The organism is Corallococcus sp. EGB (assembly GCF_019968905.1).
Lineage (GTDB): Bacteria > Myxococcota > Myxococcia > Myxococcales > Myxococcaceae > Corallococcus.
The window spans coordinates 3,365,097-3,387,729 of record NZ_CP079946.1; the positions used below are offsets into that span (position 1 = coordinate 3,365,097).

The window sequence follows — 22,633 nt, forward strand, 5'->3', positions numbered from 1 at the left end:
GGTATGCGCTTGCTCACGCGCTCACGGTTGCAGGCGGAGAAGGCCCCCCGCTCCAAGCGCGCGGCGGACTTCGACCGCGCGGTGGCCGAGTTCTTCATGCGCATCGCGCTGGAGGAGGCCGCCAAGGGCCTGGGCCGCACCAGCCCGAACCCCGTCGTGGGCGCGGTGCTGGTGAAGGGCGGGCGCATCATCGCGCGTGGCCACCACAAGAAGGCCGGCACGGCGCACGCGGAGGTCGTCGCGCTGGAGGCCGCGGGCTCCAAGGCGCGCGGCGCGGACCTCTACACCACGCTGGAGCCATGCGACCACTACGGGCGCACCCCGCCATGCAGCCTGGCGGTGCTGGAGGCCGGCGTGCGGCGCGTGTTCAGCGCGTCGGCGGACCCCAACCCGCTGGTCAGCGGCAAGGGGCTCAACCGGCTCAAGCGCGGCGGCGTGGCGGTGGTGCCGCACGTCCTCAAGGACGAGGCGGACGCGCTCAACCGGCCCTTCTTCAAGATGATGCGCACGGGCCTGCCCTGGGTGACGCTCAAGGCGGCGGTGACGCTGGACGGGAAGATCGCCGCGCCCTCGGGGGACTCGCGGTGGGTGACGGGCGAAGCGTCTCGCGCGTGGGTGCACCGGCTGCGCGACCAGGTGGACGCCATCCTCGTGGGCGCCAACACCGTGCGCATGGATGACCCGCAGCTCACCACGCGGCTGCCCGGCGGCGGGGGCAAGGACGCGGTGCGCGTGGTGGTGGACTCGCACCTCAGGCTGTCCCCGGGGCACACCGTCTTCACCCAGCGCAGCCCGGCGCGCACCGTCATCGCCACGCTGGAGGACCCGGAGGGCCGGCGCGCCCGGCGCTTCCTGGCCCAGGGGGTGGAGGTGTGGAACGTGCGCGCGAAGCAGGACCGCGTGGACCTGAAGGCCCTGCTCAAGCGCGTGGCGAAGGAGGGGCTCAACCACGTGCTCGTGGAGGGCGGCGCGGGCCTGTACGGCACGCTGCTCCGCGAGCACCTGGCGGATGCGCTCGCCCTGTTCCTCGCCCCCAAGCTGGTGGGGGCGGGGGGGCTGACGTGGGCGGGAGAACTGGGCGTGAAGGACATGGCCCACGCCCTGGCCGTGAAGGACCTGACGATGGAGAAGGTGGGGGACGACGTCCTCCTGCGCGCCCTGCTCTGAAGGCCAGCGCCCCGCCGGGGCATCCGTTAGAGTCCGGCCATGTTCACCGGCCTCATCCAGGACACTGGCACCATCACCCGCGTCACCTCTGGCGCGATGACCGACTACTGGATTCGCACCTCGCTGGGCGCGGAAGCCTTCGCCCTGGGGGAATCCATCGCCGTGGACGGCGCCTGCCTCACCGTGGTGGAGAAGGGCGGGGACACCTTCCGCGTCCAGGCGGCCCCGGAGACGCTGCGGCGCACCACCCTGGGGGCCCGGAAGGCGGGGGACAGGGTGAACCTGGAGCGCGCGCTCGCCCTGGGGGACCGGCTGGGCGGGCACCTGGTGTCGGGCCACGTGGACGCCGTCAGCGAGGTGCTGGAGACGTACGCGGAGGGCGGCTCGTGGGTGATGGTGTTCCGGCTGCCCCCGGAGCTGGCGCCCTGCTTCATCGAAAAGGGCTCCGTCACCATCGACGGCATCAGCCTCACGGTGAACGCGGTGGAGACGGACCGCTTCCAGGTGCAGCTGATTCCGGAGACGCAACAGCGCACCACGCTGCACGGCAAGGGCCCCGGGGCGAAGGTGAACCTGGAGGGCGACCTCATTGGCAAGTACGTGGCCCGGCTGTACGCCCTTCGGGGGGCCCCGGAGGCCGCCGCCCAGGGCGCGGGGCTGACGGAGGCGGTGGTGCGGGCGGCGGGTTTCAGCCCTCGCGGGTAGGGGGCAGGTGGTGTAAGGAGCGCGCCATGCCTCGCTATTTCGAAGGGGACTTCCTCCCCCCCCAGGGCCGGTTCGCCATCTGCGTCTCCCGGTTCAACAGCTTCATCACGGAGGAGCTCTTGAAGGGCGCCGTGGACACCCTGGTGCGCCATGGCGTGAAGGACGACGCCATCGACGTGTACCGCTGCCCCGGCACCTATGAGCTGCCCGGCCTCACCCGGCGCGTGTCCGAGGGGGGCCAGTACTCGGGCATCATCGTCCTGGGGGCGGTCATCCGCGGCGGCACCCCCCACTTCGACTACGTGGCCGGCGAGTGCGCCAAGGGCATTGGTTCGGTGGCGTTCAGCGCGGCGTCCGGGGCGAAGCCGGCGGCGGTGACGTTCGGCGTGCTCACGTGCGATACCGTGGAGCAGGCCATCGACCGGGCGGGCGTGAAGGCGGGCAACAAGGGCGCGGAGGCCACGCTGGCCTGCATCGAGATGGTCAACCTCTTCGCGCGCATGACGGGCGCGGAGCGAAAGGGGTAGCCGCGATGGGCGCGCGCAGAACGGCACGGGAGCGGGCGCTGCAGGCGCTCTACCAGATGGAGATGACCCAGGGTGCCACCACGCGGGAGGCCCTGGATTCGGCGTGGGCCGCCTCCGCGGAGGACGGAAAGCCGGAGCCGGACGCGGTGAAGTTCGCCAGGGAGCTGGTGGAGGGCGTGGAGTCGCACCGCGCGGAGATTGACGCGCTGATTGAGCGCCACAGCCACAACTGGCGCCTGGACCGCATGTCCCGCATCGACCGCAACGTCCTCCGGGTGGGCATCTTCGAGCTGAAGTACCGCCCGGACATCCCCCGCAAGGTGACCATCAACGAGGCGGTGGAGCTGGGGAAGAACTTCGGCAACGAGGAGTCGAGCGCCTTCGTCAACGGCCTCTTGGACCGCGTCGCGGTGGCGCTCGGGAAGCCGTGAGCCAGACGCAGACCCTGGACGTGGGCCTGGAGGGCCTGGACGCGCTGACGGGGGTGGACGCCCTCTGCCTCTTCGTGGCCGAGGACGACCGCCCCCTGCCGTCCTCCGCCGGCTTCGTGGACTGGCGGCTGTGCGGCGCCCTGTCCCGCGTGCTCCAGGGCGGGTTCTTCACCGGCGTGAAGGACGACTGGCTCCTGCTGCCGTCGGACGGGAAGCTGACCGTGCCGCGCATCTTCGTGGTGGGGCTGGGCTCCCGGAAGCGCCTGGACGCGGCCTCGCTGGGCGAGGCGCTGGCGGGCGCGGCGAGGGTGCTCTCCCGCGCGAAGGTGGAGTCGGTGGCCTTGGAGGTGCCCCAGGGGTCTTCCTTGAGCGACTCCGCCCGAGCGGAGGCGTACCAGCGGCAGTTCCTGCCTGCGTTCAAGGGGGGACGGGTGTCGCTCCTCGCGGACAAGGGGCTTGTCGGGTCGCTGTCATCCCGGAAGGGCTGACGCTCGGCGGCCCGGCGGGGGTTCTGCTAGCATCCGGCCCTCGAGGCGCGCGCGATGAAGTTCAAGGTGTTGATCGTCGAGGACTCCAAGGTGTCGCGCGAGCACATCGCCGCGACCGTGGAGGCCGTGGAAGGCGTCGAAGCCGTTACCACCGCCAGCGGCTTCGAGGCGCTGAAGCTGCTGCCGCGTCAGCGCTTCGACCTCATCATCACCGACATCAACATGCCCGACATCAACGGGCTGGAGCTCATCAACTTCGTCAAGAAGAACCCCAACTACCGGGACGTGCCGCTCATCATCGTCACCACCGAGGGGCGTGAGCAGGACCGCTCGCGGGGCATGGCGCTGGGCGCCGCCGGTTACCTGGTGAAGCCCTTCCAGCCGGAAGAACTGGAGGCGCTCCTGCGGCGCTTCCTGAAGCCGCTGTGACGCCCGGAGGCAAGGCGCTGGCGGAGTTCGTCGCCGAGGCCACCGAAATCCTGGATGCGCTGGGCCGCGACCTCCTGGCCCTGGACGAGGCGCGGGGCCAGGAGGCGGATCCGGAGCACATCAACGGCATCTTCCGCGCGGCGCACTCGCTCAAGGGCCTGTCGGGGCTCTTCGGCCAGGAGCGCATCAGCCAGCTGGCGCACGCGGCGGAGGACCTGCTGGACCGCCTGCGCCTGGGCCGGCTGACGCTGGATGAGCAGGTCCTGGACACGCTGGTGGACGCGCTGGACACGTTCCAGGCGCTGCTCGGGGAGGCGTCCCGGAGCGAGGAGGGGCCGGAGCTCACCCTGCGCACCCGGGCCATGGAGGACCGCATGGCGCGGCTGGGTTCTCCCCCGCCCGCCGTGGAGGAGGATCCGCTGGAGCGGCTGGAGCTGGACGCGACGGTGCGCGCCGTCTTCACCGAGTACGAGGAGCACCGGCTGCGCGAGAACGTGCGGCGCGGGGTGGCGCTGTGGCGGGTGCGCGCGGCGTTCGACCTCACGGACTTCGACCAGGGCCTGGCGGACCTGAACGCGCGCCTCAAGCCCCTGGGCGAGGTCATCAGCACGCTGCCCTCTTCGCGGCCGGGCGGCGCCAACGGCATCGCGTTCGACCTCATCTTCGGCGCGAAGGTGGGCGCGCGGGCCCTGGAGGACGGCCTCAAGGGCACGCCCGCGGAGCTGGCGCCGCTGTCCGTGCGTCCGCCCGAAGCGGGCTCGACGCAGGTCGCGCTCGACGCGCCTCGGCCCGTGCGCCAGGACGCCGAGGTGCTGCTCCCCGACGACGAGCAGGAGCCCGACGAGGACGCCGAGGCGCCGGTGGAGACCACCCTCGCGACCGTGCCCGTGAGCCCGGGGGGAGGTCCTCCGCGCATGCACGCGGTGGCGCCTCCGGCCACGGTGGTGGGCCTCAAGGCCGCCGCGTCCGCGCCCATCCCCGCGGGCCGTCCCAAGGCGGAGGAGACGTCCCTGCGCTCGCTCACGCAGACGGTGCGCGTGGACATCGGGCGGCTGGACGGGCTCATCAACATGGTGGGCGAGCTCCTGCTCATCAAGGCCAACCTCCAGCGGCTGGCGGAGACGTCCCGGCAGGACGGCACCGTCGCGCTGTCCAAGCTCTTCGGCCAGGAGCTCTCGCGCGAGACGCGGCAGCTGGAGCGCAAGCTGGAGGCGCTCCAGGAGGGGCTGCTCGAGGCGCGCATGGTCCCCGTGGGCCAGGTCTTCGACAAGCTGGCGCGGCTGGTGCGCAAGATTGCCCGCGAGGCCGGCAAGGAGATCGACTTCGTCAGCTCCGGCGGCGAGGTGGAGCTGGACAAGCTCATCGTTGAGGAGCTCAGCGATCCGCTGATGCACCTCATCCGCAACGCCATCGACCATGGCGCGGAGGGCCCGGAGGCGCGGCTGGCCGAGGGCAAGCCCCGGCGCGCGGTGGTGCGGCTGCGCGCGGAGCAGAAGGGCAACCACGTCGTCATCAGCGTGTCCGACGACGGCTCGGGCATCGACGAGGTGCGCGTGCGCGAGGTCGCGCTGTCGCGCGGGCTCGTCACCCCGTCGCAGGTGAGCGAGATGACGCGGCGCGAGCTGCTCAACCTCATCTTCCTGCCGGGCTTCTCCACCCGCTCCAGCGTCAGCGCGCTCTCCGGACGGGGCGTGGGCCTGGACGTGGTGAAGAACAACCTGGGCAACCTGTCCGGCATCATCGACGTGTGGAGCGAGCGCGGCCGGGGCACGGCCTTCCACCTGACCCTGCCGGTGACGCTGGCCATCGTGCGCGCGCTGGTGGTGGGCGTCAGCGGGCGCACCTACGCGGTGCCGCTCAACAGCGTGCTCGAAATCCTCTCCGTGCAGCCGCGCGACATCCGCACCGTGGAGCGCCGCGAGGTGTTGGACCTGCGCGGCCAGACGCTGCCCTTCCTGCGGCTCGGGCGCCTGTTCCACCTGCCGGAGCACGAGGTGAGCCGCCACTTCGTCATCGTGGTGGGCCTGGCGCAGCAGCGGCTGGGCATCGCGGTGGACGAGCTGTTCGGTCAGCAGGACATCGTCACCAAGCCCCTGGGCGGCCGGCTGAGCCGCGTGAAGGGCATCTCCGGCGCGACGGACCTGGGCAACCGCCGCACCGTGCTGGTCCTGGATGTCGCGGAGCTCCTGGAAGAGGGCATCGCGCAGGAGCGGCGCCGCGCTTGAGGCGCCCGCGCCGGGGGCTGCTATCCTCCGGGGCGTGTCCCGTTTCGAAGCCCTGCTCGACGCGTTCTTCTACCGCCCGGACGAGGACGTCGGGGGGCTGTTGGACTTCGCCGCGGGCAGTGATGACCTGGCGCAGCCGCTCCTGGAGGAGGAGCCCACCGAGTACCTGGCCTTCCGCCTGGAGGCGGAGTGCTACGCGGTGCCCATCCTCGCGGTGAGGGAGATCTGCAAGGTGCCGCTGCTCACGGAGATTCCGCGCGCGGAGCCGCAGCTGCTGGGCGTGATGAACCTGCGCGGGGAGCTGCTGCCCGTCTACGACGTGAAGCTGCGGCTGCGGCTGGCGGACGCGCCGCCGGTGGTGGCGGGGCCGGACGCGGGCCTGCCGCCGAGGGCCGCGCGCATCCTGGTGCTCAAGACGGAGGACGGGCCCGCGGGCGTGTGGGTGGACTCGGTGGCGGGGGTGGTGCGGCTCAAGCCGTCCATGGTGGAGCTGTCGCCCGCGGGGCTGCGCGGGGACCGGGACTGCGTGGCGGGGCTGGGGCGCAAGGGCTCGCAGCTCTACATCCTGTTGGATCCGGAGCAGGTGCTCGCCCCATGACGGACCCCGTGAACCTGCTGGCCCGTCGCCCGCGCGGCGAGCGGCTCCCGGAGACGGCCGCGGCCGAGGCCGAGGTGCAGCTGTGCGCCTTCTTCGTGGGCAACGAGGAGTACGTGCTGGACATCATGCGCGTGGAGGAGATCCTCCCGCCCCAGCGCGTGATTCCCATCCCGCATGCGCCCGCCTTCGTGGAGGGCGTGCTGCACCTGCGAGGCGTGATGCTGCCCGTGGTGGACCTGCGGCGGCGTCTGTTGGGAGAGCCCTCGCCGGAGACGCGGCGCACGCGGATGCTGGTGTGCCGGCTGGGGACGCGCCGCGTGGTGGCGCGGGTGGACCGTGTGGCGGAGGTGCTGCGCGTGCGCCGCTGCGACATCAAGCCCGCACCGGCGCTCATGGCTGGAGGGCGCACGCCGTTCGTCGTGGGCGTGTGTGGACCGCCAGCGCGGCTGCGCCTGCTCCTGGACCTGAAGGCGCTCCTGCGCGCGGAGCTGGAGCGCGACGCCCGCCCGCCGTCAACCGGCTGAGCGCACCGCTTTCGCCGCGCGCGCCCCGCATTTGAAGGGGGACGTCATGCGAGACCTGAGCGCGCACCGGAAGTCGTTGGGGATTCTGTACGTGTTCGTGCACCTGCTGGTGCTGGTGGGAGCGGCGGGCATGGGCTACGCCACCTGGCTTGTGGCGCGCATCGCCGCCACCGGCCACTCCGCGCCGTCCGTGCGCGCCCTGGACAATCCCATGGTCCTCGGGATGATGGCCTTCGTCGTGCTGCTCGTGGCGCTGGGCTTCGCGGGAATCTCCCTGGGCCTGGGGCTGGTGCGGGGCAGTCCCGTGTCCCGGGGCATGGCGACGCTGCTCGCCATCCTGGCGCTGCCCAACTTCCCGCTCGGCACGGTGCTGGGCGTGTACTCCCTCTGGTTCTTCGGCCAGGAGGGGTGGGACGCGGAACCACAGGCGGCCTGAGTGGCGGCCGCGCGCCTCCTTCCTGCCCGGACGTGAAGGGGGAAGGTGGGCGTTGGCACCCGCCGCCTGTCCGGCCTCGGGGGACGCGACTCCTTCGTCGGCTTCGAGCAGGATGGGGCCATCCCGAGGAACGAAGGCCCCGAAGGAGGACGGCGGATGAGCGACACGGTGCGGTCCCCCGCGGGGCAGGAGGAGGCGCGGTACCGGGCGCTGCAGGCGGTGGATCCGCGCGGGCCCGGAGCGCTGGAGACCTTCACCACCGGCCTGCATGACGAGAGCTGGCGCGTACGTCACGCGGCGGCGGAGGGCCTCCGCCACGTGCCGGACGCGCAGGGCGTCACCGCGCGGCTCGTCTCTGTCCTGGGAGAGCGCGGTGAGACGGGCGCGCGCAACGCGGCGGCGGAAGCGCTGGCCGGAATGGGACCGGTGGCCGTCGCTCCGCTGGTGCGGCTGCTGGAGCACGAGGATCCGGATCAACGCAAGCTGGCGGCGGACATCCTGGGGCAGCTGGGGCAGCCGCAGGTGGAGGACGTGCTCCTCCGAGCGCTCTCCGACGAAGACCTCAACGTGCGCGTGTCGGCCGCGGAGGCGCTGGGCCGGATGGGCGGGGACGCCGCCGCCCGGGCCCTGCAAGACCTGCTGAACGTGCCCACGCCCCTCTTGAGGCTGGCCGCGCTGGAGGGCCTGGCGTCGCTCAAGCGCGCGCCGCCGCTGGAGCGGGTGATGGCCCTGGTGGAGGACCCGGGAGTGCAGCGCAGCGCCCTGCGGCTGCTGGGCCTGTACCCGCCGGGCGTGGCCACGGAGCGCATCTGCCGGGCCCTGGCGTCGCCGGTGCGGTCGGTGCGTGAGGCGGCGCTCGTCGCGCTGGGAGCCCAGGCCTCGGGACTGGGGCCGTACGAGCGCGGCGAGCTGGACGCGGTGGCTCGCTCGGTGCTGAGCGGCATCCCGGGCGTGACGGAGTACGTGGCTCAGGCGCTGGACGGCGAGGACGTCCAGGTGCGGGCCGGCGCGCTGGTGGCCGCCGGGGCCCTGGGCGCGGCGTCGCTCGCGGTGGCGGTGGCGGAGGTGGCGCGCGAGGACCGGCTGTTGCGCGAGGTGCTCTTCACGCTGGGACAGCTGGGGCCGGAGGGACGGCGCCTGCTGCTCGGGAGCATGGGCACGCTGTCGCTGCCTGCTCGCACCGTCGCGGCGGAGGCGCTGGTGCTGCTGGTGGACTCCACGTCGGTCGCGGAGCTGTGCGCGCTCTTGGAGTGGGCGGAGGACGACCTGCGCGCGGTGGTGGTGCGGGCGCTGGGGCGCACGCGCTCGCCGGAGGCCGTGGCGCCGCTGGTGGAGCTGCTCGCGGATCCGTCCCTGTCCAGCATGGCGGCGCGAGCGCTGGAGCAGCTGTCCGTGGCCCACCCGATGGCGGCGCTCACCGCGCTGGAAGCGGCGGTGGAGCAGCGCTCGACGCCCGCGGCGGTGGCGGTGCTGGGCCGGCTGGGCCGCGCCCGGGTGCTGCCCACGTTGCGGCGGATTGCCCGCGACGAGGACGCGTCCTGGCGCGCGGCGGCGGTGGAGGCCGCGGGCCGGGCGGACGGCGAGGCGGGCCTGGAGCTGGCGCGCGGCGCGCTGGCGGATGAGTCCCCGAAGGTGCGCATCGCCGCGGTGCGCTCCCTGGGGCAGCAGGGCGGCAAGGAGGCCGCGACGTTCCTCGGGCTCGCCCTGAAGGACGAGGACCGCGGCGTGCGCGTGGCCGCGGTGGAGGCGGTGGGCGTGGCGGGCGCGAAGGAGCGCTCGCCGGACCTGGAGGCGCTGGTGCGCCACGGGGATGGCGCGCTCGCGATGCTGGCGGTGCGGGCCCTCACGAAGCTGGGGACGGTGGGCGCGGGCGTCCTCTGGGACGCGCTCGGCCACCCGGACGCGGAGGTGGTGAAGGCCGCGCTGGCGGCGCTGTCGTCGGCGGAGGCCTCGGCGGACGGGGCGGCGCTGGCGGTGTCGCTGTTGGGCCATCCCCGCTGGGACGTGCGGGTGGCGGCGGCGCGCGTGTTGGGGGGACTGGGGCGGCCGGAGTGCCTGCCCGCGCTCGGACATGCGCTGACGGTGGAGCAGGACGCGCTGGCCCGGGTGGCGTTGTCGGACGCGGTGCACCGGTTATCGGGGCGGTGAGGGGAGGACTCGGATGCCACGCTTCGACGAGGGCCGCCCGGAGATGACGCCGGAGGAGTTCCGGCTGCTGCGCGACCACGTCTACGCGCACTGCGGAATCCTCATCCACGAGAACATGAAGTTCGTGATGGAGCGGCGGCTGTGGCCCCGGCTGGAGGCGCTGGGGATCCAGGACTTCGGCTCCTACCACCGCTACCTGCGCTACGACGCCCAGCGCAGCGCGGAGCTGGAGGCGGCCGTCGAGTCGCTCACCACGCATGAGACGTACTTCTTCCGCGAGCCCGCGCAGCTCAAGGCCTTCCGCGAGGAGCTGCTCCCCGTCCTGGAGAAGCGCAACGCGCACACGCGGCGTCTGCGGCTGTGGTCCGCGGGGTGCTCCTCCGGCGAGGAGGCGTACACGCTGGCCATGCTCCTGAAGGAGAGCGGCCGCTTCGACGACTGGGACGTGGAGGTGCTGGGGACGGACCTGTCGCGCCGCGTGCTGACCGTGGCCCGCCGCGCCGAGTACGGCCCCAGCGCCCTGCGCGCGACGCCGCCGGACCTGCTGGAGCGCTACTTCGTGCCCGCGGGGGTGAACCGCGTGCGCGTGCGCGACGACGTGCGGGCGTGGGTGAGCTTCGGCCACCACAACCTGTCGGACGTGGCGGGCAGCCAGCTGGTGCCGCGCTCGGACGTCGTCTTCTGCCGCAACGTGATGATCTACTTCGACCTGGCCGCGCGCCGCCGCGTGCTGGGCGTCATCCGCGACCGGCTCTGTCCCGGGGGCTACCTGCTGCTGGGCCACGCGGAGAACCTGCTCAGCCTGGGCGCGGACTTCGAGCTGGTGCACCTGAAGGGCGACCTCGTCTACCGCCGGCCCGAGCTTCCGGGCGGGGAGGGCCGCTGATGGGACGTCCGCTCACGGTGCTCGTCATCGACGACTCGGCCACCAACCGCCGCACGCTCACCACGCTCCTGGAGTCCTCCGAGGAGGTGCGGGTGCTGGGCTGGGCCCACGACGGCGAGGAGGGGCTCAAGAAGGTCCTGGACCTGAAGCCCGACGTGGTGACGGTGGACCTGGAGATGCCCCGGCTGGGCGGCCACACCTTCCTGCGGCTGCTCATGCGCGCGGCGCCCACGCCCGTCATCGTCATCTCCAGCTATTCGCACCGGTCGGACGTGTTCAAGGCGCTGGAGCTGGGGGCGTTCGACTTCATCGCCAAGCCGCCCCAGGGCACGCCGGCGGCGCTGGAGCGGCTGCGGCGCGAGCTGCTCGACAAGGTGCTCGCGGCGCGCCACGTGAAGTCCGGGGGCCGCCACGGGGCCGCGTTGCGCGGCGCCGTGCTGGCGGGGGAAGCGCCGCAGGTCATCGCCGTGGGCGCGTCCACGGGGGGGCCCCCCGCGGTGCAGCGGCTGTTGGAGGGGCTGGCCTCCGAGCCGAACGTCAGCGTGCTGGTGGGCCAGCACATGCCCTCGCAGTTCACCCGCGCCTTCGCGGAGCGGCTGGACCGCATCGGGCCCTTCACGGTGAGGGAGGCGCGCGAGGGCGACGTGGTGGCGCCGGGCCACGTCTACATCGCGCCGGGCGGGCGGCATCTGGTGCTGTCGGACCGCACCGGGCGCCTGGAGCTGCGCACGCCGTCCCCCGTGCCCGCGGACAAGTACGCCCCGTCGGTGGACCGCCTCTTCGAGAGCGTGGCGGAGGTGCTGGGCCCGCGCGCGGTGGCGGTGGTGCTGACGGGCATGGGCGCGGACGGGGCCCAGGGCGTGCGCGCCGTCCGCCGCGGGGGCGGCGAGACCTGGGCCGAGTCCGAGGACACGGCGGTGGTGTACGGCATGCCCAAGGAGGCCATCGCCACCGGGGCGGTGTGCCGGGTGCTTCCCCTGGACGACATCGGCTCGGAGCTGGCCATGCTGGTGCGCCGCCGTCGCCCGTCCGCCGGGCCGTGAATCGCTGGCTGCATGACAGCCGCCGCACATTCCGGGGCCAGGGGGCGCGCGGATGGTAGGCTGAGGGCCATGTCGCAGCAGCCGATCCGCGCGCTGGTGGTGGATGACTCGCAGGCCATGCGCCGCAGCATCATGTACGCGCTCCAGCGTCTGACGGACGTGGTCTGCATCGAGGCGCAGGACGGCGTGGAGGGGCTCAAGAAGCTCACCACGCAGGGGCGCTTCGACCTGGTGATGACGGACATCAACATGCCGTTGATGGACGGGCTGAAGCTCATCCACCACATCCGCCAGACGCAAGAGCACCGGGCGGTGCCCATCGTCGTGGTGACGACGGAGGGCGCGGCCGCGGACCGGGAGCGGGCCATGGCGCTGGGGGCCACGGCCTACCTGGTGAAGCCCGTGCAGGCCCGCGTGGTGCTGGACACGGTGAAGGAGCTGCTGAAGCTCGGCTGAGCTTCGGCGGACATCCCAAGGGCACGCATGGAACCGGCGTTGGACGTCGAGGGACTGGAGAAGACGTACGGCGCGGTGCGGGCGGTGCGCGGGCTGTCCTTCCAGGTGGCGCCGGGCGAGGTGCTGGGCCTGGTGGGGCCCAACGGCGCGGGCAAGACGTCCACGCTCCGGTGCCTGGCCGGCATCCTCCCGGCGTCCGCGGGGCGCGTGCGCGTGGCCGGATTCGACGTGGCCCAGGCGCCGGTGGAGGCGAAGCGGCAGCTGGCCTTCCTCCCGGACGAGCCGCGCTTCTTCGAGTACCTCACCGTCTGGGAGCACCTGAACTTCACCGCGCGGCTCTACGGCGTGGAGGGCTGGGAGGAACGGGGCCGCGCGCTCCTGGAGGAGATGGCGCTCACGGGCCGGGAGAGATCGCTGCCGGGCGAGCTGTCGCGCGGCATGAAGCAGAAGCTGTCCATCGCGTGCGGCTTCCTGCACCAGCCCCGGCTCATCCTCCTGGATGAACCGCTGACGGGGTTGGATCCGCTGGGCATCCGCCGCATGAAGGCCTCCCTGCGCCGCCGCGCGGAAGAGGGCACGGCCCTGGTGCTGTCGTCGCACCTGCTGCCGCTGGTGGAGGAGCTGTGCCACCGGCTGCTGATCATCGCCGGAGGACGCGCGGTGGCGCTGGGCTCGCTGCCGGAGATCCGCGAGCAGCTGGCGGGCGGAGCCGGGGACGGCGCGTCGCTGGAGGAGCTGTTCGTGCGCATCACCAGCGCGGCGGAGGAGACGGCGGCACGGAGGAACGAACCGGCGTGAGCCTTCCGAGCGCGGTGGCGTTCCTCTGGGTGAGGAGCTGGCGCAACCGGGCGGTGCGCCAGGTGCAGCGGCTGAAGCGTCCGCGCTACCTGCTGGGCGCGCTGGTGGGGCTCGCGTACCTGTACTCGCTGGTGGGGCGCAGCGTGTTCGTCCAGGGCACGGGCCGCGGGGTGTCCCCCAACGCGAGGCTGTTCGCGGAGTTCTCGCTGGAGATGTCCGTGCTGGGCACGCTGGTGACGGCGTGGGTGCTGGGCGCGGACCGCCCCGCGCTGACCTTCACGCAGACGGAGGTGCAGACCTTCTTCTCCGCGCCCGTCACGCGCAAGGCGCTGCTGCACTACAAGCTCTTGAGAGGCCTCCTGAGCGCGACGCTCGCGGCGCTGGCGGCGACGCTCTTCGTGGGGCGCTTCACCAACCCCCGGCCGGTGCTCTTCTTCCTGGGCGCGGCGCTGGCCATGGGCACGCTCTACCTGCACGGCACGGCGGCGTCCTTCGTGCGCGTGTGGCTCGCGTCGCGAGGGCGCTGGGGCAGCGGGGTGCGCTGGGCGGTGGTGGCCGGCGTCCTGGTGGCGGCCTTGGCCCTGGTCCTGTCCACGCTGCGAGAGCACCCGCTGCCGGAGAACCTTGCCGCGCCCTTCGCCGTGCGCGAGTGGCTGAGCGATGTGCTCGATGCCCCCGGCCCCCGCGCGGTGCTCTGGCCGGGCCGGGCGCTGGTGGCCCCGTCGATGGCGCGCACCTGGCCGGACTTCCTGCGCTACCTGCCCGCGTCGCTGGCGCTGCTGGTGGCGCATTACGCCTGGGTGCTGGCGGTGGAGGTGCCCTTCGAGGACTCGGCGGTGGCCGGGGCGGAGGAGCGGTCGCGGCGGCGGGCACGGCGGGCCTCGCGCACGGGCACGCTGCGCGTGGGCCGGGTGCCCTTCGTGCTCGAGGCCCGGGGGCGTCCAGAGGTGGCGATCCTGTGGAAGAACCTCGTCGCGCGCCGGCGCATGGGCAGCGGGCTGGTGTTGCTGCTGGCCTTCGGAGTGCTGGGCGCCGTGTTCGCGCTGCTGATGGGGGACACGCGGCTGTTCTCCAACAGCCGCGAGTTCCTGGGCCCCATGGCCCTGATGGTCGCGGTGGCCATGGCCGTGATTGGCCCCAGCGCGTTCCGCACCGACCTGCGCATGGACCTGCCGAAGCTGGAGCTCCTGCGCGCGCTGCCGCTCACGGGGCGGCAGGTGGTGGGCGCGGAGCTGGCGGCCTCCGCGCTGGTGTTGGGGGGGGCGCAGGGGGTGATGTTGCTCGTGGCGCTGGTGCTGGGCGTGGGAAGGGACGACGCGACGCTCGCGCCGTGGTCCACGCCGGTGGTGCTGGGGCTCATGGCCGTCTTGCCGGCGCTGGGCCTGGCGGGGCTCTTCGTTCAGAACGCGGCGGTGGTGCTGCTGCCCGCGTGGATTCCGGCCGACGCCGAGCGGGCGCGCGGCGTGGAGGCGCTGGGGCAGCGGCTGCTCACGCTGGTGGGCACGCTGGTGGTGACGTTCCTGGGACTGTTGCCTGCCGCGGTGGTGGCCCTCCTCGTGGGCTATCCGCTGTTCACTGTCATGGGGCGCTGGGCGGTTCCGCTCGCGGGGCTGGCGGCGGCCGGAGCACTCTTCGCGGAGGTGGCGCTGGGCGTCGCCGTCCTGGGCCGTGCCTTCGAGCGGCTGGACGTGTCGGAAGAACAGTCGAACGAAGCGTGAGCGCGAGCGCGCGAGGAGCATCTCCATGAAGGTCGGTTTCATCGGGTTGGGGAACATGGGCACGCCGATGGCGGCGAGCCTGGTGGGCGCGGGCCATCAGCTCGTCGTCTGGAACCGCACCGAGTCCAAGGCGGAGCCGCTGAAGCAGCAGGGCGCGCGCGTGGCGAAGACGCCCGCGGAGGCCGCCCGCGACGCGGAGGTCGTCGTGTCCATGCTCGCGGACGACCACGCCGCGGAAGCCGCCGTGCTGGGGAAGGACGGCGTCGTCAGCGCCCTGCCGAAGAACGCCATCCACGTCTCCTCCAGCACCATCTCCGTCGCGCTGTCGGAGCGCCTGACGAAGGCGCACGCGGACGCGGGGCAGGGCTACGTCTCCGCCCCCGTCTTCGGCCGCCCCGAGGCCGCGGCGGGCAGGCAGCTCTGGGTGGTCGCCGCCGGCCCGAAGGCGCAGGTGGAGAAGGTGCGGCCGCTGCTCACGGCGCTGGGGCGCGGCCTCACGGAGCTGGGGGAGCGGCCCGCCGCCGCGAACACGGTGAAGCTGTCCGGCAACTTCCTCATCGCGTCGATGATGGAGGCCCTGTCGGAGGCCTTCGCGCTCGCGGAGAAGTGCGGCGTGGAGCGCGCGGCGTTCCTGGACGCCTTCAAGTCCGTCTTCGCCAAGGCCCCCATCTTCGAGAACTACGCGGGCACCATCGCCCGGGGCCAGTACACGCCCGCGGGCTTCGCGCTGCGCCTGGGGCTCAAGGACGTATCGCTGGCGCTCGAAGCGGGCCGGGCCGCGGAGGTGCCTCTCCCGCTGGCCAGCCTCCTTCGCGACCACTTCCTCACCGGCGTCGCGCAGGGGCGCGGTGACGAGGACTGGTCCGCGCTCGGCGCGCTCGCCCAGGAGCGGGCCGGCATCAAGAAGAAGGCCTGAAACACGAAGGGCCTCCCGGGAATACACGGGAGGCCCTCGCTGACGTCAGTGCGCCGCGGCGCGCACTAGAACGTGGCGGAGCCCGGCACGCGCGGGTAGGGGATGGCGTCGCGGATGTTCTGCAGGCCGCACATGTAGACGATGAGCCGCTCGAACCCCAGGCCGAAGCCCGCGTGCGGCACCGTGCCGTAGCGGCGCAGGTCGCGGTACCACTGGTAGTGCGCGGGATCGAGGCCGAACTTCTTCATGCGCGCGTCCAGCACGTCCAGGCGCTCCTCGCGCTGGCTGCCGCCGATGATTTCGCCGATGCCCGGGGCGAGCACGTCCATGGCGGCCACGGTCTTCCCGTCCTCGTTGATGCGCATGTAGAAGGCCTTGATGGCCTCCGGGTAGTTCATCACCACCACGGGCCGGCCCACGTGCTCCTCGGTGAGGTAGCGCTCGTGCTCCGTCTGGAGGTCCTTGCCCCACTCCGGCGCGTACTCGAACTTCTTCTTCGCCTTCTGGAGGATGGAGACGGCCTCCGTGTAGTCGATGCGCTCGAAGCTGGAGCCGATGAACTTCTCCATCCGCTCCGTGACGCCCTTCTGCTGGCGCTCCTCGAAGAACTTCATGTCCGGCCCGCACTCGTCCAGCACGGCCCGGAACACGTACTTGAGGAACCGCTCCGCCAGCGCCGCGTCCTCGTTGAGGTCCGCGAAGGCGATCTCCGGCTCAATCATCCAGAACTCGGCCAGGTGCCGCGTGGTGTTGCTGTTCTCCGCGCGGAACGTGGGGCCGAACGTGTAGACCTTGGACATGGCCAGGCAGTACGCCTCCACGTTCAGCTGCCCGGACACGGTGAGGTAGGCCTCCTTGCCGAAGAAGTCCTTGCCCCAGTCAATCTTGCCGTCCTGACCGCGCGGCGGGTTGTGCGCGTCCAGCGTGGACACGCGGAACATCTGCCCGGCGCCCTCCGCGTCGCTCGCGGTGATGATGGGCGTGTTCACCCAGCAGAAGCCCTCGCCGTGGAAGAAGCGGTGCACCGCCTGCGCCGCCGCGTTGCGCACGCGGGTGATGGCCCCGAAGGTGTTGGTGCGCACGCGCAGGTGCGCCACCTCCCGCAGGAACTCCAGCGAGTGCTGCTTCGGCTGGATGGGGTAGGTGTCCGGGTCGTCCACCAGCCCCAGGACCTGCACCTCGTCCGCCTGCAGCTCGAAGGCCTGCCCCTTGCCCTGGGACTGCACCAGCGTGCCCCGGCAGATGACGGAGGCGCCCGCGGTGAGGTGCAGGACCTCCTTCTCGTAGTTGGGCAGCGTATTGGGCGCGACGACCTGGATGGGGTCGAAGACCGACCCGTCGCTCACGTTGACGAAGCTGATGCCCGCCTTGGAGTCGCGGCGCGTCCGCACCCAGCCGCGCACCTCCACCTTCGAGCCCGCTTCGACGGCCCCCGACAGGGCCTTCTTCACACTCACGACCTGCATGGTGCTCTCCCTCGTGCTCCAGACCGGGAAGGCGAGTTAGTCGCGCCCGGGCCCGAGGGCAAGCACCGAGCGAGTCCGCCTCCTGGCCTGGGGCCACGCCCGGGCCCCTGCCCACCCGGCTTACCCGGTCAGGGGCCCCGGGGCGCCAGCCGTCCAGGCCTTCGACGCGCCAAGACTTGTTGCCCGCGTGTCCTACCTCCCGCTAAGAGACCGAGAAGCCATGGCGATGAACGAGCGTTACGAGCCGCAGTCGATTGAAGGAAAGTGGCAGACCCGCTGGGAAGAGGAGGGCCTCTTCCGGGCAGGCAGGCGCCCGGGGGCTCCCAAGAAGTACGTCCTGGAGATGCTGCCGTACCCCAGCGGCCAGATGCACATGGGGCACGTGCGCAACTACCTCATCGGGGACGTCTACGCGCGCTACTTCCAGATGCGCGGCTTCGACGTGCTGCACCCCATGGGCTGGGACGCCTTCGGCCTGCCGGCGGAGAACGCGGCCATCAAGGACGGCGTCCACCCGGCCATCCGCACCCGCGAGAACATCGAGTCGTTCAAGGCGGAGATCAAGACGCTCGGCTACAGCTATGACTGGACGCGCGAGGTCAACACCAGCCAGCCCGAGTACTACCGCTGGAACCAGTGGTTCTTCCTCCAGATGCTCGAGCGCGGCCTCGTCTATCGCCGCTTCAGCAAGGTGAACTGGTGTACCGGCTGCCTCACCGTCATCGCCAACGAGCAGGTGAAGGAAGGCCACTGCGAGCGCTGCAACTCGCCGGTGCAGGACAAGGAGATGCCCGAGTGGGCGTTCCGCATCACGAAGTTCTCGCAGGACCTGCTCGACGCGCTCGACACGCTGAAAGAATGGCCGGACCGCATCACCACCCTCCAGCGCCACTGGATTGGCCGCTCGGACGGGGCGGAGGTGGACTTCCGCGTGCAGGGGCATGACGCCGCGCTGCGCGTCTTCACCACCCGCGTGGACACGCTCTTCGGCTGCACCTACGTGGTGCTCGCGCCGGACCACAAGCTCGTGGCCCAGGTGACCACGGCGGACCGCCGCGCGGACGTGGAGGCCTTCGCGAAGAAGATGGCCAGCCAGAGCAAGACGGAGCGCCTGGGCGAGGACGCGGAGAAGGAGGGCGTCTTCACCGGCGGCTACGCGCTCAACCCGGTGACGGGCCAGCCGGTGCCCATCTGGATCGCCAACTTCGTGGTGAGCGACTACGGCACCGGCGCGGTGATGAGCGTGCCGGCGCATGACGCGCGCGACTTCTCCTTCGCGCGCAAGTACGCGCTCCCCGTGCGTGTGGTCATCCAGCCGGCTTCCGGTGAGAAGCTGGGCGCGGGTGACACGCTCAAGGAGGCCTACACGGACGACGGCGTGCTCGTGGACTCCGGTGACTTCTCCGGGCTGTCCTCCGCCGAGGCGCGCACGAAGCTCACGGCGAAGCTGGAGGCGCAGGGGCAGGGCAAGGCGACGGTGACGTACCGCCAGAAGGACTGGGGCTTCAGCCGCCAGCGCTACTGGGGCACGCCCATCCCCATCGTCTACTGCGAGAAGTGCGACCCGGAGCGCAAGGGCATCCCCGTCCCGATGGAGCAGCTCCCGGTGCGGCTGCCGGACATCGACACGCAGGAGGTGCTCACCGGCAAGGGTGAGCCGCCGCTCGCGAAGGTGGCGTCCTTCGTCAACACCACGTGCCCGAAGTGCGGTGGCCCCGCGCGCCGGGAGACGGAGACGATGGACACGTTCGTCGACTCCACCTGGTACTTCGCGCGCTACCTGTCGCCGCACTACGACGCCGCGCCCTTCGATCCGAAGGAGGGCAAGCACTGGCTCCCGGTGGACATCTACGTGGGCGGCCCCGAGCACGCCGTGATGCACCTGCTCTACTTCCGGTTCTGGACCCGGGTGATGAAGCTGCTCGGGTTGTCGCCGGTGGATGAGCCCGTCACGCGGCTGATCACGCAGGGCATCGTCAACGGCGCGGACGGCCGGAAGATGGGCAAGCGCTACGGCAACGGCGTTGCGCCCAACACCATCGTGCAGAAGTACGGCGCGGACACCGCGCGCACCTACGTGCTCTTCGCGGGTCCGCCGGAGCGCGACTTCGACTGGTCCCACGAGCAGGTGGAGGGCGTGTTCCGCTTCCTCAAGCGCGTGTGGACGCTCGCCGCCACGCACCAGGCCGTGGCCGCGGACGCCACGCACTCGGGCCCGTACGAGGGCAAGGCTCTGGAGACGCGCCGCGCGGCGCACAAGTGCGTCAAGCGCGTGACCGAGGCGATTGAGCGCCTGTCCTTCAACACGGCGGTGGCCGGCATCATGGAGTGCGTGAACGCGCTCTACGCGGTGGGCACGCCGGAGACGCCCGCGGAGAAGGCGGCCATGGGCGAGGCGGTGCGCCTGCTCGCGCGCATCCTCACGCCCATCGCGCCCCACATCGCGGACGAGGTGGCGGAGGCCTACGGCGCGAAGGCGTCCACCGTGACGGATGCCTGGCCGGAGTTCGACCCGTCGCTCGTGGTGGATGACGTGATTCCGTACGCCGTGCAGGTGAACGGCAAGCTGCGCGCGGAGGTGCGCGTGGCGGCGGACGCGGACGAGGCGGCGGTGCGCTCGGCGGTGGAGGCGGACGACAAGGTGAAGGCCGCCCTCGAGGGCAAGACGCTGCGCAAGTTCGTCTTCGTGCCCAAGCGGCTGGTGAACTTCGTCGTCGGCTGACGGCGGGAGAGGGGAGGGGCGGTGCCCGCGGAAGTGCTCGTCATGTGCTCCGCCTGCGGGCGCCCCCAGTCGGCGGCCCGGCGCCGCTGTGCCTTCTGCAACGCGGAGCTGCCGGAGGCGCCCCTGCCGCTCCGGTCTCCCGAGGCGTCGGAGGCTCCCCCGCAGTCACCGGGCCTCCCCCCGCGGGTGCTGGACCTGGGCAACCGGCGCGCCCTGTCGGTGAACGACGCGCAGCTGTCGTTCCAGGGGCGCCCGGGCGGCGGTCCAGCGCTCGACGTGCCATGGACGAGGGTGCGGCGGCTGGAGTGGCGCACGCGCCCGTACCTCGAAGCGCTGGGGCTGCTCGCCTTCACCGCGCTGGGCCTCCTGTGGGCGCCGACGCAGGCGGTGCGGCTCATGGCCCTGGTGGCGGGCGTCATCGGCCTGGGGCTCGTGGCGCTCTACCGCCACCATGGCCTCTCCGTGGAGCTGGATGACGGCACGCGGATGGAGTGGCCGCTGGGCATGGCGCTGAGAGGCTCGGCCCGGGAGGCGCGACTCTCCGCGGCCCGCGCGGCGCTGGCGGAAACGGGGCGCGTGCGCGGCGTGCCGCTGACCGGCCCCGACGCCTGATCCCCGGTCCGGCCCCAACGCTTGACGGAGGATCGCGGCCGGGTAGGGTGCGCGCCCATGTGGCCCTCCGGGAACGTGGTGCGGACAGGTGCGGTGAAGGCGTTCCGCTGGGGCGTGTGGGCGGCGGCGATGCTGGGTGCCGGGTGCGGCTACCGCTTCACGCCGTGGGGCGCGGCGCTGCCGGAGGGGGCGGGGCAGGTGTGCGCGCCCATCTTCGCCAACGAGACGCCGGAGCCCGCGCTGGAGAACCTCTTCACCCGCTACCTGCGGCAGCAGCTCATCCAGGCGGGCCGGCTGGCCGACGCTCCGGGCTGCACGTCCACCATTGAAGGGGCGGTGCTCAACGTCTGGGCGTCCCCGACCATCATCGCCAACAACTACCGCGTCTCCACCACCGTGCGGCTGCGCCTCGTGAAGAACGGGCAGCTGCTCGGGGAGACGGTGATCTCGGGGACGGAGGACTACCTCCAGGGACGCGGCAACGTCCTGGAAGCCGAGGCCAACCGGCAGGCCGCGCTCTCGCGTCTGGCTGAGACGCTCATGCGCGACGGATACGATCGATTGGCCAGCACCTGGTGAGGACCGAAGCGTCCGGTCCTCGCTCACGGTGGTGCAACGGGACGACGACTAGGCCTTCGCCTTCGCGGCGGCCTTGGCCAGCCGGGAGATGCGGCGCGCGGCGGTGCGCTTGTGCAGGACGCCCTTGCTGGCCGCCTTGTTGAGGGTCTTGGAAGCCGCCTTCAGCGCGTCCGTCGTCTTCGCACCATCCTTGGAGGCAATGGCCTCGCGGGCGGACTTGACGGCGTCCTTCACGGTGGTCCGGACGTTCACGTTCCGGGCGCGGCGCTTCTGGGACTGACGGTAACGCTTCTCTGCGGACTTGGTGTTCGCCAAGGCAATGCTCCAGCGGAAGGCAAGGCAAGGAAAAAGAGGGGCCGTCCTTACTTCGGACCCCCGGTGGCGTCAAGGCACGCGTGCGATCGCGATCAGGATTTCCTGTTCCGGAACCCCTGGGAGGCCCCCGGAATGCCGCCCGGGGGCCGTCTGACGCTGCGTGCGGGAAGAATCAAGCCGGCGGGGCGGCGTATTCCCACCGCAGCCCGGCCGGATCCACGAACTGGAAGCCCGCGTCGGAGGTGACGGACGGCACCAGGCGCTCCGGATGGTGGGCCCGGAACAGCTCCAGGAGCCGGGTGACGGCCGCCGGGGAAGGGGCCTCCAGCGTGAGGGTCACCGGGGAGCCTGCCGGGGCCTGTGCGCCCGGCGTGAACACGAGCCCCAGGCCCGCGCCCGTGTAGGCCGCCGTGCCTTCCCGCGACCGGGTGGGGGCCCAGCCCAGCCAGGAGGCCACGCCGTCCCAGAAGGCCCGCTGGGCCGCCACGTCCGGCACGGCCAGGCGCAGGGTCGCCACGGACGCGCGCGGCGGGTGGCTGGGGGGCGGCAGCGCCTTCTCCACGGCCTTGGCGCCCTGCCAGTGGCGCTCCATGTGCTCCAGGGTGGCGCCGCCGAAGGGGACCTGCTCCTCGTTCAGCTTCGCCTCGATGTGCTGGAAGCGCGTGGTGAAGCGGCGCGTGGCCATGCGCAGCGCGTCCTCCGCGGGCGTCTTCACGAAGCGGGCGAGGTTCGCGAGCGAGAACAGGACGTCCCCCAACTCGTGCTCGATGGCGTCCCGGCCGCCGGACGCGATGGCCTCGTCCAACTCGCGCAGCTCCTCGTCCAGCTTGCCGCGCACGCCGGCCAGGTCCGGCCAGTCGAAGCCGATGCGGCTGGCCTTCTCCGTGAGGCGCTCGGCGCGCAGGAGGGACGGGGCCGCGGTGGGCACGCCGTCCAGCACGGAGCCCGCGCGGCCCGTCTTTTTCTTGCGCTCCTCCGCCTTCAGCTGCGCCCAGTTCGCCAGCACCTGCTCGGCGCCCTTCACCTGCTGATCTCCGAACACGTGCGGGTGCCGGCTGGTGATCTTGTCGCTGATCGCCGCGCACACGTCCGCCATCGTGAACTCGCCCAGCTCCGCGGCCAGCTGCGCGTGGAAGACAATCTGGAAGAGCAGATCCCCCAGCTCTTCACACAGCGGGCGCCAGGGGCCGCCGTCGGCCACGCGGTCCATCTCGTCCAGGACCTCGAACGCCTCCTCGGTCAGGTAGGGGCGCAGCGAGCGCAGGTCCTGCTCGCGGTCCCACGGGCAGCCGCCCTCGGCCCGCAGGCGCCGCATGATCTCCACCAGTCGTTCCAGCTCTGTTCCAGGCGCCGCCATTCATTCACTCCCGAGCAAATCCCCCCGCCGCGAGTCCCTGTAGCACGGGCGCCGGGCGCCACATGATTTCGGATCGTCCGGCCTGTC

At 72.1% G+C, this 22,633-nt stretch carries 23 protein-coding genes; 20 read left to right on the forward strand and 3 right to left on the reverse strand.

Annotated elements, in window-relative coordinates:
• The first annotated feature begins 3 nt into the window (after positions 1-3).
• From ribD to KYK13_RS14190, 17 genes are all read left to right on the forward strand, one after another.
• Complete coding sequence (gene ribD, locus KYK13_RS14110) at positions 4-1,167, forward strand: bifunctional diaminohydroxyphosphoribosylaminopyrimidine deaminase/5-amino-6-(5-phosphoribosylamino)uracil reductase RibD (RefSeq protein WP_223644937.1); 1,164 nt, start codon at positions 4-6, stop codon at positions 1,165-1,167.
• A gap of 39 nt (positions 1,168-1,206) precedes the next feature.
• A complete protein-coding gene (locus KYK13_RS14115; protein WP_223644939.1) occupies positions 1,207-1,872 on the forward strand; it encodes a riboflavin synthase in 666 nt (221 codons plus the stop codon).
• A 26-nt stretch (positions 1,873-1,898) separates the two neighbouring features.
• On the forward strand, positions 1,899-2,399 hold the full coding sequence (gene ribE, locus KYK13_RS14120; protein ID WP_223644941.1) for a 6,7-dimethyl-8-ribityllumazine synthase: 501 nt from the start codon (positions 1,899-1,901) through the stop codon (positions 2,397-2,399).
• Positions 2,400-2,404: 5 nt separating this feature from the next.
• The gene (gene nusB / locus KYK13_RS14125; RefSeq protein ID WP_223644943.1) at positions 2,405-2,830 is read left to right on the forward strand and encodes a transcription antitermination factor NusB; all 426 of its coding nucleotides are present in this window, start codon (positions 2,405-2,407) and stop codon (positions 2,828-2,830) included.
• The gene (locus tag KYK13_RS14130) at positions 2,827-3,318 is read left to right on the forward strand and encodes a M17 family peptidase N-terminal domain-containing protein (protein WP_223644945.1); all 492 of its coding nucleotides are present in this window, start codon (positions 2,827-2,829) and stop codon (positions 3,316-3,318) included. The genes nusB and KYK13_RS14130 overlap by 4 nt, the downstream gene beginning before the upstream one ends.
• A gap of 54 nt (positions 3,319-3,372) precedes the next feature.
• The gene (locus tag KYK13_RS14135; RefSeq protein ID WP_223644947.1) at positions 3,373-3,747 is read left to right on the forward strand and encodes a response regulator; all 375 of its coding nucleotides are present in this window, start codon (positions 3,373-3,375) and stop codon (positions 3,745-3,747) included.
• Positions 3,744-5,972: a chemotaxis protein CheA gene (locus KYK13_RS14140; RefSeq protein ID WP_223644949.1), complete on the forward strand. Its 2,229-nt coding sequence runs from the start codon at positions 3,744-3,746 to the stop codon at positions 5,970-5,972. Before KYK13_RS14135 ends, KYK13_RS14140 begins: the two co-directional genes overlap by 4 nt.
• A gap of 34 nt (positions 5,973-6,006) precedes the next feature.
• Positions 6,007-6,570 (forward strand): chemotaxis protein CheW, encoded by a 564-nt coding sequence (locus KYK13_RS14145; protein WP_223644951.1) that lies wholly within the window; start codon positions 6,007-6,009, stop codon positions 6,568-6,570.
• Positions 6,567-7,094 carry a chemotaxis protein CheW gene (locus KYK13_RS14150; RefSeq protein ID WP_223644953.1) on the forward strand — a complete coding sequence of 176 codons (528 nt, stop codon included), beginning with the start codon at positions 6,567-6,569 and terminating at the stop codon, positions 7,092-7,094. The genes KYK13_RS14145 and KYK13_RS14150 overlap by 4 nt, the downstream gene beginning before the upstream one ends.
• Positions 7,095-7,140: 46 nt before the next feature.
• Positions 7,141-7,530: a hypothetical protein gene (locus KYK13_RS14155; protein WP_223644955.1), complete on the forward strand. Its 390-nt coding sequence runs from the start codon at positions 7,141-7,143 to the stop codon at positions 7,528-7,530.
• A 156-nt stretch (positions 7,531-7,686) separates the two neighbouring features.
• The gene (locus KYK13_RS14160) at positions 7,687-9,678 is read left to right on the forward strand and encodes a HEAT repeat domain-containing protein (protein WP_223644957.1); all 1,992 of its coding nucleotides are present in this window, start codon (positions 7,687-7,689) and stop codon (positions 9,676-9,678) included.
• A 13-nt stretch (positions 9,679-9,691) separates the two neighbouring features.
• A complete protein-coding gene (locus KYK13_RS14165; protein WP_223644959.1) occupies positions 9,692-10,564 on the forward strand; it encodes a protein-glutamate O-methyltransferase CheR in 873 nt (290 codons plus the stop codon).
• On the forward strand, positions 10,564-11,607 hold the full coding sequence (cheB, locus tag KYK13_RS14170) for a chemotaxis-specific protein-glutamate methyltransferase CheB (RefSeq protein WP_223644961.1): 1,044 nt from the start codon (positions 10,564-10,566) through the stop codon (positions 11,605-11,607). The genes KYK13_RS14165 and cheB overlap by 1 nt, the downstream gene beginning before the upstream one ends.
• 69 nt (positions 11,608-11,676) lie before the next feature.
• On the forward strand, positions 11,677-12,063 hold the full coding sequence (locus KYK13_RS14175) for a response regulator (protein WP_223644963.1): 387 nt from the start codon (positions 11,677-11,679) through the stop codon (positions 12,061-12,063).
• A 27-nt stretch (positions 12,064-12,090) separates the two neighbouring features.
• On the forward strand, positions 12,091-12,861 hold the full coding sequence (locus tag KYK13_RS14180; RefSeq protein WP_223644965.1) for an ABC transporter ATP-binding protein: 771 nt from the start codon (positions 12,091-12,093) through the stop codon (positions 12,859-12,861).
• Positions 12,858-14,579: a putative ABC exporter domain-containing protein gene (locus tag KYK13_RS14185; protein ID WP_223644967.1), complete on the forward strand. Its 1,722-nt coding sequence runs from the start codon at positions 12,858-12,860 to the stop codon at positions 14,577-14,579. Before KYK13_RS14180 ends, KYK13_RS14185 begins: the two co-directional genes overlap by 4 nt.
• 25 nt (positions 14,580-14,604) lie before the next feature.
• Positions 14,605-15,495, forward strand: a complete 891-nt coding sequence (locus KYK13_RS14190) for an NAD(P)-dependent oxidoreductase (RefSeq protein WP_370645352.1) — start codon at positions 14,605-14,607, stop codon at positions 15,493-15,495.
• A 65-nt stretch (positions 15,496-15,560) separates the two neighbouring features.
• On the opposite strand, the gene asnS is transcribed toward KYK13_RS14190, so the two are convergent.
• Positions 15,561-16,961 (reverse strand): asparagine--tRNA ligase, encoded by a 1,401-nt coding sequence (asnS, locus tag KYK13_RS14195; protein WP_223644971.1) that lies wholly within the window; start codon positions 16,959-16,961, stop codon positions 15,561-15,563.
• A gap of 220 nt (positions 16,962-17,181) precedes the next feature.
• Between asnS and leuS the strand changes: the two genes are divergently transcribed.
• From leuS to lptE, 3 genes are read left to right on the forward strand one after another with little or no spacing between them, the layout of a single operon-like run.
• Positions 17,182-19,683 (forward strand): leucine--tRNA ligase, encoded by a 2,502-nt coding sequence (gene leuS / locus KYK13_RS14200; RefSeq protein WP_223644973.1) that lies wholly within the window; start codon positions 17,182-17,184, stop codon positions 19,681-19,683.
• Between the two features lie 21 nt (positions 19,684-19,704).
• The gene (locus tag KYK13_RS14205) at positions 19,705-20,295 is read left to right on the forward strand and encodes a hypothetical protein (RefSeq protein WP_223644974.1); all 591 of its coding nucleotides are present in this window, start codon (positions 19,705-19,707) and stop codon (positions 20,293-20,295) included.
• A 57-nt stretch (positions 20,296-20,352) separates the two neighbouring features.
• The gene (lptE, locus tag KYK13_RS14210) at positions 20,353-20,874 is read left to right on the forward strand and encodes an LPS assembly lipoprotein LptE (protein ID WP_223644976.1); all 522 of its coding nucleotides are present in this window, start codon (positions 20,353-20,355) and stop codon (positions 20,872-20,874) included.
• Between the two features lie 48 nt (positions 20,875-20,922).
• Here lptE and rpsT read toward each other — a convergent pair whose 3' ends face one another.
• Both rpsT and mazG read right to left on the reverse strand, forming a co-directional pair.
• Positions 20,923-21,189, reverse strand: coding sequence for a 30S ribosomal protein S20 (gene rpsT, locus KYK13_RS14215; RefSeq protein ID WP_223644978.1), 267 nt, complete (start codon positions 21,187-21,189; stop codon positions 20,923-20,925).
• 172 nt (positions 21,190-21,361) lie between these two features.
• Positions 21,362-22,546: a nucleoside triphosphate pyrophosphohydrolase gene (mazG, locus tag KYK13_RS14220; protein WP_223644980.1), complete on the reverse strand. Its 1,185-nt coding sequence runs from the start codon at positions 22,544-22,546 to the stop codon at positions 21,362-21,364.
• Between the last annotated feature and the right edge of the window lie 87 nt (positions 22,547-22,633).

Excerpts from the sequence above, each read along its gene's own strand:
- ribD (WP_223644937.1), top strand. The coding sequence starts at position 4 with ATGCGCTTGCTCACGCGCTCACGGTTGCAGGCGGAGAAGGCCCCCCGC.
- KYK13_RS14115 (WP_223644939.1), top strand. The coding sequence starts at position 1,207 with ATGTTCACCGGCCTCATCCAGGACACTGGCACCATCACCCGCGTCACC.
- ribE (WP_223644941.1), top strand. The coding sequence starts at position 1,899 with ATGCCTCGCTATTTCGAAGGGGACTTCCTCCCCCCCCAGGGCCGGTTC.
- nusB (WP_223644943.1), top strand. The coding sequence starts at position 2,405 with ATGGGCGCGCGCAGAACGGCACGGGAGCGGGCGCTGCAGGCGCTCTAC.
- KYK13_RS14135 (WP_223644947.1), top strand. The coding sequence starts at position 3,373 with ATGAAGTTCAAGGTGTTGATCGTCGAGGACTCCAAGGTGTCGCGCGAG.
- KYK13_RS14150 (WP_223644953.1), top strand. The coding sequence starts at position 6,567 with ATGACGGACCCCGTGAACCTGCTGGCCCGTCGCCCGCGCGGCGAGCGG.
- KYK13_RS14155 (WP_223644955.1), top strand. The coding sequence starts at position 7,141 with ATGCGAGACCTGAGCGCGCACCGGAAGTCGTTGGGGATTCTGTACGTG.
- KYK13_RS14160 (WP_223644957.1), top strand. The coding sequence starts at position 7,687 with ATGAGCGACACGGTGCGGTCCCCCGCGGGGCAGGAGGAGGCGCGGTAC.
- KYK13_RS14165 (WP_223644959.1), top strand. The coding sequence starts at position 9,692 with ATGCCACGCTTCGACGAGGGCCGCCCGGAGATGACGCCGGAGGAGTTC.
- cheB (WP_223644961.1), top strand. The coding sequence starts at position 10,564 with ATGGGACGTCCGCTCACGGTGCTCGTCATCGACGACTCGGCCACCAAC.
- KYK13_RS14175 (WP_223644963.1), top strand. The coding sequence starts at position 11,677 with ATGTCGCAGCAGCCGATCCGCGCGCTGGTGGTGGATGACTCGCAGGCC.
- KYK13_RS14180 (WP_223644965.1), top strand. The coding sequence starts at position 12,091 with ATGGAACCGGCGTTGGACGTCGAGGGACTGGAGAAGACGTACGGCGCG.
- KYK13_RS14190 (WP_370645352.1), top strand. The coding sequence starts at position 14,605 with ATGAAGGTCGGTTTCATCGGGTTGGGGAACATGGGCACGCCGATGGCG.
- asnS (WP_223644971.1), bottom strand. The coding sequence starts at position 16,961 with ATGCAGGTCGTGAGTGTGAAGAAGGCCCTGTCGGGGGCCGTCGAAGCG.
- leuS (WP_223644973.1), top strand. The coding sequence starts at position 17,182 with ATGGCGATGAACGAGCGTTACGAGCCGCAGTCGATTGAAGGAAAGTGG.
- lptE (WP_223644976.1), top strand. The coding sequence starts at position 20,353 with ATGTGGCCCTCCGGGAACGTGGTGCGGACAGGTGCGGTGAAGGCGTTC.
- mazG (WP_223644980.1), bottom strand. The coding sequence starts at position 22,546 with ATGGCGGCGCCTGGAACAGAGCTGGAACGACTGGTGGAGATCATGCGG.